Raw genomic sequence first — 11,890 nt, forward strand, 5'->3', positions numbered from 1 at the left:
GAGACGACCAACGGAAGTCCCCAAGGGAGGGGCCGGGGGTGAGGGTTCGGCAGTGCAGGTACGCAACCGCGACACCATCCTGTTCATCGATGCCCGCCCGTTCTTCAAGCAAGTCACCCGCGCCATCCGCGAGTTCACGCCCGAGCAACTGGAGTTCCTCGCCAACATCGTGCGCCTGTACCGCGGCGATGCGCCGGAGACGGAAGCGGGCGGCGCGGCGCTGCTGGCCGAAAAGTTTCCCGAGGGCCGCTACCGCGACGTGGCCGGGCTGTGCAAGGTCGCGACGCTAGCCGAGATCGAGGCGCAGGGCTGGAGCCTGAATCCGGGGCGCTATGTCGGCGTGGGCGAGCGCGCGGCGGATGGGTTTGATTTCAGGGAGCGGTTGGAGGCGTTGCAGGAGGAGCTGGAGGCGCTAAATGGCGAGGCATCCGCTCTGCAAACGACGATTGCAACGAACTTGGCCGACTTGCTGGGTGCTGCTTGATGGCAAGTAACGATTGGCTTGAAGTACCAATCACGGAGCTTCAAGCGCCCAAGAAATGGGCGCTCAACGGCGGCCCGTTCGGCTCCAAGTTGGTTTCTCGCGACTACGTTGATCACGGTGTTCCAGTCATCCGCGGATGCAACCTCCCGGGCGACCGTCGTTTCAGCTTCGACGACTTCGTGTTCGTCACCGATGCGAAAGCAGACGAACTACTTGCCAACAACGCGCACCCTGGCGACGTCGTTTTCACGCAGAGGGGAACACTCGGCCAGGTCGGCATCATTCCGAAAAGCTCGCCGTATGCAAGGCTTGTCATCTCGCAGAGCCAGATGAAGTTGTCCGTCGATGAGTCGAGAGTCGACGCCCAGTGGCTGTTTTACTGTTTTCGAAATCCGACGACACAGCAGGAGATGATCAATCGCGCATCATCATCTGGCGTCCCGCATATCAACCTCGGCGTGCTGCGTGAGTTCCGTATTCCCCTGCCGCCTCTTGCGACGCAGCGCCGCATCGCCGCCATCCTCTCCGCCTACGACGACCTGATCGAGAACAACACGCGGCGCATCGCGATACTGGAGGAGATGGCGCGGCGCATCTACGAGGAATGGTTCGTGCGCTTCCGCTTCCCCGGCCACGAGCACACCCGCATGGTCGAGTCCGAACTGGGCCTCGTGCCGGAGGGGTGGGCAGTTCGAGGGTTGTACGACGTGGCAGATCAGACTTATGGTTTCCCGTTCAAGTCCAATTTGTTTGTCGACGATGGTGATGGCCTCGGCGTCGTTCGCATACGGGACATCAGGCGCGATCGCGCGAGCACCACAACTAGCGAAGCGGCAGACCGCAAATACCTAATCGCCGACGGCGACATCTTGGTCGGCATGGATGGTGACTTCCACATGGGGCGCTGGGCTGGCGGCATGGCATGGCTGAATCAGCGAGTCGTTCGTTTCCGACCGATGGATGGCATCCCGCGCTCTTGGCTCTTCTGGGTCACGGAAGGACCAATTAAGCATTTGGAAGCTACCATCGTGGGCACGACCGTGGCACACCTGAGCGCTAGAGATTTGAAGGAAATGCGTCTGCTTGTGCCGCCACATCGAGTTCTGAACAGCGCTGCGTTAGTCCTTGATCCGCTTTTCGATCTTGAGCTGCTGCTCAAGAAAAAAAACCACAACCTCCGCACCACCCGCGACCTGCTGCTGCCCAAGCTGATCTCCGGCGAGCTGGACGTGTCCGACCTGCCCGAGCCGCAGGCCGTGGCCGCATGAGCGCGCCGCGCCGCATCCTGATCATCGCCGGGCCGAACGGCGCGGGTAAAACCACTTTCGCCCGTGTGTTTCTGCCCGAGGCCACGTACCTGCATATTCCATTCGAAACCGGCCACCCCAACGATCCAACCCCCACCCGAAACGCTCTCGAACCAGCCACTGAGACCGGTCTGAACAGCGCCACCAAGATGAGGATGGCTGGCCGCCTCTCGCGTGGTCAGGGTGGCCCCCGACCGCTCCGCAGGCGGCTGACGGCCCGAAGTGGAACTCTGAACAGACTCTCCCTATGACCGCTTTCGCGGACAGCACCCTACGGGATCAGCCGGAACCCGCACCAATGCGTTACGAGGCAGCAGGTTCCACCTTTACTTGGTCCACACGTAGTTGGTCCACACGTAGCGCAGCTAAATTCGCCAGAGCTTCCGGCGTGAGCGCCTGCTGGCACGCCGCAAGAAGTCCCACAAGCGCATTCGTCGGTAGCACCAACGTGAAATTGGCAGCGACGGATCGGGAGGTCGGTGTTTGAGAACCAAACGTTAGCTTGCTGATGAATGGTCCGACACCCATGTGCACGAGGGAATCCGCGTAGATTGGCGATGCGTTATCTACACTATCCGGGTCGACAACTAGCTGTGGCACCGGGTGGGCACCCTGCACCTTCTTGGCCTTCAACTTAGTTTCGCTAACCATAGCTCGTTCTCCTGTACTTCTTCGTCATAGCCTGCGGCATAGAGGTCATCTTCGGATAGGTGCTCCGCCTCCACTGCCAACATAGAAAACGGCACCAGCTTAACCAGCAGCGCGCAATCGAAGGCATGTGCGACTTTGAGCAGCTTCGGAATGGACTGCGACCCATAATCGGGGTCTTCCATGCGACTGATTGCCGACTGACGCGTGCCGACAATTTTTCCGAGTTCGCGCTGGCTCATTTCTCGTCGTTCGCGATTCACCCTGATCTGGTATGCCAGACCTTGTTCCACGGCCGCCTCTACATAGAACTGGCGGGATTCCCGGTCGGCCCAGGATCGGCGCGCCTTCAGCAACGTAACCGCCGTTCGCCTTTCGGCCGTGAGCGCGTCGATTGCTACCGCGATGACTACAGGCACCGTGCCGCCTATGTGCACGGTATTTTCAGGTGGGTTGCTGATCACGCTGAAAGCAAAATTTGGCGCGACGGGAAAAGTCTGCAGTGACCGAGCCTCGATGGCGTTTGGCACGTTCGACAGCATCATGGGGATGGTAGACATCGTCCTTCTCGTAGGCGCTCTCAGTGAACACAAAGGCGCTCCTCACGAGGTCGATGTGCCCGAAGGGACGCCACTGCTTACCAGATTCATCGCTGAAGTGTATCACATATATGTGATCACCAATTGAGCAGGCGCTTGGCCGATTCCAGAACCTTAGCTCCAGCTGCGACAGGTGATCTCGACGCCGCTCAAAGTTCATGCGGGCCTTCTTGGACAAATCACGCTTGTGCCAAGCATCAATAACATCGTTGCCGCGGTCGTCCAGTCGGCAGCACCAACGCCAAGGCGGGCCGGGCACCCGTGTCGCCTGCGTAGATCGAGATGAAATTCCTCCACCAGCGCGTCCGCGACTTTTTGTAGCCATACGCTCCCGGCGCCCCTGACAATGATGAAAGTGTGCATGAGGCCAGCGCGGCAAATAAGCGACAGATGCAGCTGCGGCCACGGGTAAGGAATCGCGACCCGCAAACCAGACGAGCGAAAGCGGCCGCTCGTGTGCATAGATCGGAGGGCTGCAATGGATCGCACTGTGCCACTCAAGCCAATCTAACGCCAGTGTGTGTGCGGTGGCCGCATGCAGTCCAGCCTGTGCCCTTGCACCCCTGTCGGCGCCGGCAGCCTGAGGCGCACGCCGTTCGGCATCGACATTGAGGAACCACAGCGCCGCCATGATCGTCCGCCAAGATCGCGACGACACGTCAAGCTCGAAGGTTTGGCCGCGTGGCGCAGGGCGGCCACGCCATCCCCGAAGCAGTGATCCGGCGTCGATTCGCCACCGGGCTGCGCAACTTCGAGTTGGTCTACAAACCTTTGGTCAACGCCTGGGCGCTGTATGACAATGCTGGCAATGAGCCGGTGCTGATTGCCAGCGAGGACAACCCATGACCGCCAGCAAACCCAAGCCATCGTCGCCGTCACGCGACCCCGACTTGCACAAGGTGCTGCCCGCTCTGCGCCGCGCCGCGCAAAACGCCCGCGAGCTGGCGTTGCGCACCGGCACGCCCTGCCATGTGTGGCGCGACGGCAGGATGGTGAACATCGGCGCGCCGGGATCGGACGCGGCGCCGGGCAAGGCAGCCGACTGAGTCGGCTTGCATGGGCGCGGATTGACCGCAGACTCTGCTGTACGGGATGATTCCGTACAATACGCCTTGAGCTTGTTCCGAGCTTTCACCAGGACACCGCCATGACCGCTGCCGCCCGACTCGATCTACGCCTGAACCCCACCGACAAGGCGCGCATCAGCCGCGCCGCCGACTTGCGCGGCATGCCGCTGTCGGCGTTCGTGCGCGATGCGGTGCTGCGCGAGGCCGAGACCGTGATGGCCGCCGAACTCAGCGCCACGCTGTCGGCGGCGGAATCGCGCCGCTTCATGAAGGCGCTGGACGCCCCGTTCAAGCCCAATGCGCGCCTGAAGCAGGCCATGGCGGACGCGGCCCAACTGCCCCGCTGACGTGGCGCTGCAGTTCACGCTGCTGGACGCCAGGCGGCACGACCGCGACGGCTTTCACTGTGGCGAACCCACGCTGGACGCCTATCTGCGCGAACGCGCCGGGCAGCACCAGCGCGACGGCATCGCTACCACCCACTTGCTGGTGGACGATGCCGACGCCGCGCGCATCCTCGGCTATTGCAGCCTGGCGGCGGCGCAACTGTTTTTAGCCGAGTTGCAGCCGGCAGACCGCAAGCGTTTGCCGTCGTACCCGGTACCCGCCGTGCGCATCGGCCGACTGGCGGTGGCGCAAGCGGCGCAGGGCAAGGGCTACGGCCAATTGTTGCTGGGGCATGCGGTGCACTGCAGCCTGCAACTGCGCCAACATCTCGGCGTGCGCGTGCTGCTGGTGGATGCGCTGCACGACCATGCCGCCGCGTTCTATCGTGCCTTCGGCTTTCGCGCCACGCAGGATGGGCCCACCCGGACGCTGTATCTGTCGCTGGGCAAGGAGTGAACCTTGGAGACGCCACGCAAGCAGCCCAGCACCGTGCCCACCGTCCGTGATGTCACTGCCGGCTACGGCGAGCTGATGCTGGTGGAGCAGCCGGCCATCGCGCTGCTGGAGTTGCTGGGCTGGACCCACGCCAACTTGTTCGCCGAGACCTTCGGCGAGCACGGCAGCGAGGGCCGCGAGAGCGAGCATCAGGTCATCCTCACGCGCCGCCTGGGCGCGGCCTTGCAGCGGCTCAACCCCGGCCTGCCGGACACGGCCTACGCGCAGGCCATCGACCAGATCAGCGCGGACCGCAGCACGCAGATCGCGGTGAACGCCAACCGCGCGCTGTACCGGCTGCTGAAGGACGGCGTGAAGGTGAGCCTGCCCGACGCGCACGGCGGCCAGGTGATCGAAACCCTGCGCGTGATCGACTGGGCCGCAGCGGACAACAACGAGTTCTTTCTTGCCTCGCAACTGTGGGTGGCGGGCGATATGTACCGCCGCCGCTGCGATTTGCTGGGCTTCGTCAACGGCTTGCCGCTGGTGTTCATCGAGCTGAAAAAGCCCAGCGTGCCGCTCAAAAGCGCGTTCGATGACAACCTGCGCGATTACCGCGGCCAGAGCATCCCGCAACTGTTCCACCCCAACGCCTTCATTCTGCTGAGCAACGGCAGCGACACGCGCGTGGGCACGCTGACCAGCGCCTGGGAGCACTTTTTCGACTGGAGGCGCGTGGACGACGAGGCCGAGGTGCTCGGCCCGAATGCCGGCACGGTGAGCCTGGAGCGCGCGCTGCACGGCCTGCTGCAACCGGCGCGGCTGCTGGACTACGTGGAAAACTTCACCGTGTTCGAGGAGGCCAAGGGCGGCCTGGTGAAGAAAACCGCGAAGAACCACCAGTTGCTCGGCGTGAACAAAGCCATCGCGCGGCTGCAGGAGCTGCGCGCCAGCGAGCCGGCCGAGCGCAAGCGCCTGGGCGTGTTCTGGCACACGCAGGGTTCGGGCAAGAGTTTGTCGATGGTGTTTTTCACGCAGAAGGTGCTGCGCAAGGTTCTCGGCAGTTGCACGTTCGTGATCGTCACCGACCGCGAGGAACTGGACGCGCAGATCAGCAAGACCTTCAAGGCCACCGGCGCCACCGCGCGCGAGGACGTGCGCGCCAGCAGTGGCGAGCACCTGCGGCAACTGCTGCGCGGCAACGAGCGCACCATCTTCACCCTGATCCAGAAATTCCGCAGCGAGCCGGGCCAGCCCTACCCGCAACTCTCCGACCGCTCCGACGTGATCGTGATCACCGACGAGGCGCACCGCAGCCAGTACGACGTGTTCGCGCTGAACATGCGCAACGCCCTGCCCAACGCCGGTTTCATCGGTTTCACCGGCACGCCCCTGATCGCCGGCGAGGAAGAACGCACGCGCGAGGTGTTCGGCGACTACGTCAGCGTCTACGACTTCGCCCGCTCGATCGAGGACGGCGCCACGGTGCCGCTGTATTACGAGAACCGCATTCCCGAGGTGCAGCTCACCAACGCCGACCTCAACCGCGATCTGGAAACCCTGCTCGAAGCCGCCGAGCTGGACGCGGATCAGGAGAAGAAGCTGGAGCGCGAGTTCGCCCGCGAGTACCACATCATCACCCGCGAGGACCGGCTGGAGGCGATCGCCACGGACGTGGTGCGGCACTTTGTCGGCCGCGGCTATCGCGGCAAGGCGATGATGGTGTGCATCGACAAGGCCACCGCGCTGCGCATGTATGACAAGGTTCAGGTGCACTGGAAAGCCGAGATCGCGCGGCTGCAGGCGGCGCTGAAGCAAGCCCGGGGCGATGCGCGCGAGGCACTGATCGCGCGCATCCGGCTGATGCAGACCACCGACATGGCTGTGGTCGTGTCGCAAGGCCAGAACGAGGTGGAAGATCTGCGCGCGAAAGGCTTGGAGATCACGCCACATCGCCAGCGCCTGCTGAAGGAAAAGCTCGACGAGAAGTTCAAGGACGAGGCCGACCCGCTGCGCCTGGTGTTCGTGTGCGCGATGTGGATCACCGGTTTCGATGTGCCGACCTGCTCGACGATCTATCTCGACAAGCCCATGCACGCGCACACGCTGATGCAGACCATCGCCCGCGCCAACCGCGTGGCGCCGGGCAAGGAATCGGGGTTGATCGTCGATTACGTGGGCATCTTTCGTGCGCTGCAGAACGCGCTGGCCGTGTACGCCCAGCCCGGAGCGGCCGGACAGGCCTCGCCCATCCTCGACAAGGCCGAGCTGGTGCAGACGCTGCGCGCGGCGCTGCAAGACGCGCAGACGTTCGCCGCCCAGCATGGCGTGAGCCTGGACGCCATCGCCGGCGCGCAGGGCTTTGCCCGCATCGGGCTGATCGCCGACGCGGTGGAGGCGTTTCTGGCCAGCGATGCCGACAAGAAGCGCTGGCTGCGCCTGGCCGGCCAGGTGGCGCGCCTGTTCAAGGCCATTCTGCCCGATCCGCTGGCGCGCGAGCTGGCGCCGATGGCGGTGCTGGTGAGCTATCTCGCCGCCAAGATCCGCGCCGAGACCGGCCAGCCCGACATCAGCGCGGTGATGGGTGACGTGGAGGCGCTGCTCAACGATTCGATCGCCACCGAGGGCTATCACATCGCCCCGGCCAGCCAGCCCGAGGCGCTGATCAATCTCTCCGAGATCGACTTCAAGGCGCTGCAGGACAAGTTCGACCAGGGTGGCCACAAGCGCACCGAGGCCGAAAAGCTGCGCCGCCTGATCGAGGGCCGGCTGAGCGCGATGGTGCAGATCAACCCCGCGCGCGTGGACCTGGCCGAGAAGTTCCAGAAGCTGATCGACGAGTACAACGCCGGCAGCAAGAACATCGAGGCGCTGTTCGACGAGCTGGTGCAGTTCGCCCGCGACCTGAGCACGGAAGAGCAGCGCGCCGTGGCCGAGAACCTGAGCGAGGAGGAACTCGCCCTGTTCGACATCCTCACCCAGCCCGAGCCCAGGCTGAGCAAGGCCGAGCAGGTCGAGGTCAAGCGCGTGTGCCGCGAACTGCTGGCCACGCTCAAGCGCGAGAAGCTGGTGCTGGACTGGCGCGAAAAACAGCAGGCCAAGGCGGCGGTGATGCAGACCATCAAGCTGCAGATGCGCAGCTTGCCCAAGCCCTACACCCACGACGTACAGCAGGAAAAATTCGCGCGCGCGTTCGCGCACATCTACGACCACTACTCTGGCGCTGGGCGCAGCGTTTACGCTTGAGCAGGCGCTGGCGCGCAATCAGCCTGGGCGCGCGCCCAGCATGCGCTCGACGTAGCGCGCCAGCAGATCGACCTCCAGATTCACCGCGTCCCCCGCCGCGCGCTGGCCGAAGGTGGTCAAGGCCACGGTATGCGGAATCAGGTTGACACCGAACATGACGCCGTCCACCTCGTTGACGGTGAGGCTGACGCCGTCGATGCAGATCGAGCCCTTGCCGGCGATGTAGCGCGCCAGTTCAGCGGGCGCGGCAAAGCGCCAGCGCTGCGAGCGCGCGTCCGCGCGCACATCGAGCACGTGGCCGACGCCATCGACGTGGCCGGCGACCAGATGCCCGCCCAGCGCATCGCCCACGCGCAGGGCTTTTTCAAGATTGACCGCAGCGCCGACGCGTAGCGCGCCCAGCGTGGTGCAGGCCAGCGTCTCGCGCGATACATCGGCCGCGAAGCGCTGCGCGCCCAGCTCGATCGCGGTCAGGCACACGCCGCTGACGGCGATGCTGTCGCCGCGCGCGACACCGGCCAGATCGAGCGCGCCACAATCGATGCACAGGCGCAGGTCGCCGCCGCGCGGATCGATGGCGGCGATGGTGCCGATGGCCTGGATGATGCCGGTGAACATGCCAGTCTCCTCAGTGGGGGCGCAGCAGCAGGCGCAGATCCTCGCCGAGCATGCGTCGATCCAGCGTGCGCAGTTGCCAGCGCGCGGCCATGTCGGCGAGCGCGGGCAGATGCAGCAGCGGACGCGCGCTGTCGCCCAGCAGCACCGGCGCGATGTACAGCAGCAGTTCGTCGACCAGACCGGCGTGCAGCAGCGCGCCGGCCAGTGTGGCGCCGGCTTCCACCTGCACCTCGTTGCAGCCGCGCGCGGCGAGCAGGGCCAGCGCGGCGCCCAGGTCCAGACGCCCGTCCACGACGGCAATCGGCAGGCACTCGGCGCGCGCGTAGTCGGCATGCGCGGGGCGGGCATCCGGCGCGTGCAGGATCAGCGTGGGCGCGGCGCCGTCCAGCAGATGCGCGCCGACGGGCAGGGCATCGAGCCGCGCGTCCAGCACCACGCGCAGCGGCGGCACGAACGGGCTCCCTTCTCCCGCCGGGAGAAGGGCCGGGGATGAGGGTTCGGCTGATGCGTGACGCTGCGCAAGATACGCACCCTCACCCCCGCCGCTCCCTTGGGGATTCCCGTTGGTCGTCTCCCGCTGGGAGAGGGGATCGGGGCGCGGCTCGACATCGCGGTGAGAGAGGCGATCAAGGCGCACGCTCAGGCGCGGATTGTCGGTGCGCACGGTGCCGGCGCCGGTGAGGATGGCCGAGCTGCGCGCGCGCCAGTGCGCCACGTCGCCGCGCGCGGCTTCTCCGGTGATCCAGAACGAGCGCCCGTCGGCCAGCGCGGTGCGGCCATCCAGACTCATGGCCAGCTTCAGGCGCGACCACGGACGGCCACGCTCGATGCGACTGAGGAAACCGCGATTCAACTCGCGCGCGGCGTCCTGCATCAAGCCCACGTCGACCGCGATGCCGGCGCCACGCAGGCGCGCGATGCCGGCGCCGGCGACCTGCGGAAACGGATCGCTGCACGCGACCACCACGCGCGCCACGCCGGCGGCGATGAGCGCATCGGCGCAGGGCGGCGTGCGGCCGTGGTGCGCGCAAGGCTCCAGCGTGACGTAGGCGGTCGCGTCGCGCGCCTGCGCGCCGGCCGCGCGCAGCGCATAGATCTCGGCGTGCGGTTCGCCGGCGCGCGCATGCCAGCCGTCGCCAACAACATTTTCGCCGTGCGCGATCACGCAGCCGACGCGCGGATTGGGCTGCGTGGTAAACAGCCCGCGCGCGGCCAGCCGCAGCGCTTGCGCCATGTGCGCGTGATCGCTGGCGCTGAAGGTGCTCATGCGCGCGGTTCGGCGGCGCCGGTGTCCATGCGCATGACCACGGCGCGCCACGCCCCGCGCGTGTAATCGCCGCAGGTATGCCAGCCGCGCGCCGCGTAGTAGCCCACCAAATCGGCCGCGCAATACAGATACAAGTGCGCCACCCCGAGCGCGCGCGCTTCCTCCACGCCGCGCCGGATCAGCGCGCTGCCGATGCCTTGCCCGCGCTGCTCGTCGCGCACCACCAGGCTGGCCAGCCAGGGCGCCCAGGGGCGCGTGTCCTCGGGGCTGTTGTCGAGCAGGCTGACGCCGCCCAGCCATGACAACGCCTCGTGGTGCGCGATCAGCGTGGTCGGCAGCGCGCGGTGCCGCTGATGCGTGCGCAGTCGCGCCAATGCGGTGTTCGTATCCAGTCCCGCGATCAGCGGCGCGAACGCTGCGGCTTGCGCCGCCGCCAGTGTCGGCAGCCATTGCGGCACGTCGCAGGCGTGGTCGATGGCGAAGGCCCTGCGCACGGCCGCTCAGCGCTTGCCGGGTTTGTCGGGCTTGCCCGCGGCGGCGGGTTGCAGCAGCGGCAGTTGCAGACCCTCGAGCGCGGGCAGGTCGCGTTCGAGGCGCTCGATTTCCTCGCGGAACGCCTGCACGTCCTCGAAGCGTCGATACACCGAAGCGAAACGCACGTAAGCCACCTGATCGAGTTTTTTCAGCTCAAGCATGACCAGTTCGCCCACCTGCAGCGAGGGCACTTCGCGCTCGCCGCCCCCGCGCAATCCGTGCAGCACGGCGCGCACCGCGGCGTCGATGGCCTCGGGGCCGACCGCGCGTTTTTGCAGCGCGCGCTCGAAGCTGACGCGCAGCTTGCGTTCATCGAACGGCTCGCGCCGGCCGTCGCTCTTGATCACCGCCGGAAGACGAATTTCGGCGGTCTCGAAGGTGTTGAAGCGCTCGCCGCAGGCCGGGCACTCGCGCCGGCGCCGCACCGTGCTGCCGTCCTCGCTCAGCCGCGAGTCGATCACGCGCGTGTCTTCGTGCTGGCAGAAGGGGCAGTGCATTCAAAAAACGGGGAGTAGGAAGTCGGGAGTGAGGAGTCGGAAAAGCAGGAACGCGGACGCCGCGGGCATTCCCCACATCCTACTTCCCACTTCCTTTTTCTCAGCCATACACCGGAAACGCGCGGCACTGTTCGGTGACTTTGTTGCGCACGCTGGCGATGACGGTTTCATCGGCGGGGGCGTCGAGCACGTCGCAGATCCAGCCGGCCAGCGCCGTGCAGTCGGCCTCGGCATACCCGCGCGTGGTCACCGCGGGGGTGCCGATGCGCAGCCCCGAGGTGACGAACGGCGAGCGCGGATCGTTGGGCACGGCGTTCTTGTTGACGGTGATGTGCGCCTTGCCCAGCGCCGCCTCGGCGTCCTTGCCGGTGACCTCGCGGCCGATCATGTCGACCAGCATCAGGTGATTGTCGGTGCCGCCGGAGACGATCTTGCAGCCGCGCGCGCTGAACGCGGCGGCCATGGCGCGCGCGTTGCTCACGACTTGCGCCTGATAGGTCTTGAACGCCGGTTCCAGCGCTTCCTTGAAGGCCACCGCCTTGGCCGCGATGACGTGCATCAGCGGGCCGCCCTGGGTGCCGGGGAAGATCATCGATTGCAGTTTCTTTTGCAGATCCTCGCTGGCGCTACCGCTTGCATTACGGCTGGCCAGGATGACGCCACCGCGCGGGCCGCGCAGGGTCTTGTGCGTGGTGCTGGTGACCACGTGCGCGTGCGGCAGCGGGCTGGGGTACACGCCCGCGGCGACCAGGCCGGCGACGTGCGCCATGTCCACGAACAAATACGCGCCCACGCCGTCGG

General features: G+C 65.9%; 13 protein-coding genes. 7 read left to right on the plus strand and 6 right to left on the minus strand.

Annotated features, from left to right (window positions below; genetic code table 11):
• Positions 1 to 484: N-6 DNA methylase (locus ACYDAT_RS14510; protein WP_461451009.1), on the plus strand; the 484-nt coding region annotated here is incomplete at its 5' end.
• Entirely contained in the window at positions 484 to 1,752 is a 1,269-nt protein-coding gene (locus tag ACYDAT_RS14515) for a restriction endonuclease subunit S (protein WP_461451011.1), read from the plus strand. The genes ACYDAT_RS14510 and ACYDAT_RS14515, both read left to right, overlap by 1 nt.
• A gap of 668 nt (positions 1,753 to 2,420) precedes the next feature.
• On the opposite strand, the gene ACYDAT_RS14520 is transcribed toward ACYDAT_RS14515, so the two are convergent.
• Entirely contained in the window at positions 2,421 to 2,999 is a 579-nt protein-coding gene (locus tag ACYDAT_RS14520; protein WP_461451013.1) for a helix-turn-helix transcriptional regulator, read from the minus strand.
• A 720-nt stretch (positions 3,000 to 3,719) separates the two neighbouring features.
• Here ACYDAT_RS14520 and ACYDAT_RS14525 point away from each other — a divergent pair.
• The 5 genes from ACYDAT_RS14525 (at position 3,720) to ACYDAT_RS14545 (ending at position 8,173) form a co-directional block, all read left to right on the plus strand.
• Entirely contained in the window at positions 3,720 to 3,884 is a 165-nt protein-coding gene (locus tag ACYDAT_RS14525) for a hypothetical protein (RefSeq protein WP_461439931.1), read from the plus strand.
• Entirely contained in the window at positions 3,881 to 4,084 is a 204-nt protein-coding gene (locus ACYDAT_RS14530) for a hypothetical protein (protein ID WP_461451015.1), read from the plus strand. The genes ACYDAT_RS14525 and ACYDAT_RS14530 overlap by 4 nt, the downstream gene beginning before the upstream one ends.
• A 101-nt stretch (positions 4,085 to 4,185) precedes the next feature.
• Positions 4,186 to 4,452 (plus strand): type II toxin-antitoxin system TacA family antitoxin, encoded by a 267-nt coding sequence (locus tag ACYDAT_RS14535; protein WP_461439933.1) that lies wholly within the window; start codon positions 4,186 to 4,188, stop codon positions 4,450 to 4,452.
• Position 4,453: 1 nt separating this feature from the next.
• A complete protein-coding gene (locus ACYDAT_RS14540; RefSeq protein ID WP_461439934.1) occupies positions 4,454 to 4,948 on the plus strand; it encodes a GNAT family N-acetyltransferase in 495 nt (164 codons plus the stop codon).
• A gap of 3 nt (positions 4,949 to 4,951) precedes the next feature.
• Positions 4,952 to 8,173 carry a type I restriction endonuclease subunit R gene (locus ACYDAT_RS14545; RefSeq protein ID WP_461451017.1) on the plus strand — a complete coding sequence of 1,074 codons (3,222 nt, stop codon included), beginning with the start codon at positions 4,952 to 4,954 and terminating at the stop codon, positions 8,171 to 8,173.
• Positions 8,174 to 8,191: 18 nt separating this feature from the next.
• On the opposite strand, the gene ACYDAT_RS14550 is transcribed toward ACYDAT_RS14545, so the two are convergent.
• From ACYDAT_RS14550 to ACYDAT_RS14570, 5 genes are all read right to left on the minus strand, one after another.
• Positions 8,192 to 8,791, minus strand: a complete 600-nt coding sequence (locus ACYDAT_RS14550) for a riboflavin synthase (protein ID WP_461451019.1) — start codon at positions 8,789 to 8,791, stop codon at positions 8,192 to 8,194.
• A gap of 10 nt (positions 8,792 to 8,801) precedes the next feature.
• Positions 8,802 to 10,025 carry a bifunctional diaminohydroxyphosphoribosylaminopyrimidine deaminase/5-amino-6-(5-phosphoribosylamino)uracil reductase RibD gene (gene ribD, locus ACYDAT_RS14555; RefSeq protein ID WP_461451023.1) on the minus strand — a complete coding sequence of 408 codons (1,224 nt, stop codon included), beginning with the start codon at positions 10,023 to 10,025 and terminating at the stop codon, positions 8,802 to 8,804.
• A 29-nt stretch (positions 10,026 to 10,054) separates the two neighbouring features.
• Positions 10,055 to 10,552 carry a GNAT family N-acetyltransferase gene (locus ACYDAT_RS14560; protein ID WP_461439937.1) on the minus strand — a complete coding sequence of 166 codons (498 nt, stop codon included), beginning with the start codon at positions 10,550 to 10,552 and terminating at the stop codon, positions 10,055 to 10,057.
• Between the two features lie 6 nt (positions 10,553 to 10,558).
• Positions 10,559 to 11,089, minus strand: a complete 531-nt coding sequence (gene nrdR / locus ACYDAT_RS14565; protein WP_461439938.1) for a transcriptional regulator NrdR — start codon at positions 11,087 to 11,089, stop codon at positions 10,559 to 10,561.
• A 100-nt stretch (positions 11,090 to 11,189) separates the two neighbouring features.
• Positions 11,190 to 11,890, minus strand: a 701-nt coding sequence (locus ACYDAT_RS14570) for a serine hydroxymethyltransferase (protein WP_461451021.1), incomplete at its 5' end; no start/stop codon positions are given.

The organism is Metallibacterium sp., assembly GCF_054637675.1.

Excerpts from the sequence above, each read along its gene's own strand:
- ribD (WP_461451023.1), bottom strand. The coding sequence starts at position 10,025 with ATGGCGCAAGCGCTGCGGCTGGCCGCGCGCGGGCTGTTTACCACGCAG.
- ACYDAT_RS14520 (WP_461451013.1), bottom strand. The coding sequence starts at position 2,999 with ATGTCTACCATCCCCATGATGCTGTCGAACGTGCCAAACGCCATCGAG.
- ACYDAT_RS14550 (WP_461451019.1), bottom strand. The coding sequence starts at position 8,791 with ATGTTCACCGGCATCATCCAGGCCATCGGCACCATCGCCGCCATCGAT.
- ACYDAT_RS14530 (WP_461451015.1), top strand. The coding sequence starts at position 3,881 with ATGACCGCCAGCAAACCCAAGCCATCGTCGCCGTCACGCGACCCCGAC.
- nrdR (WP_461439938.1), bottom strand. The coding sequence starts at position 11,089 with ATGCACTGCCCCTTCTGCCAGCACGAAGACACGCGCGTGATCGACTCG.
- ACYDAT_RS14535 (WP_461439933.1), top strand. The coding sequence starts at position 4,186 with ATGACCGCTGCCGCCCGACTCGATCTACGCCTGAACCCCACCGACAAG.
- ACYDAT_RS14515 (WP_461451011.1), top strand. The coding sequence starts at position 484 with ATGGCAAGTAACGATTGGCTTGAAGTACCAATCACGGAGCTTCAAGCG.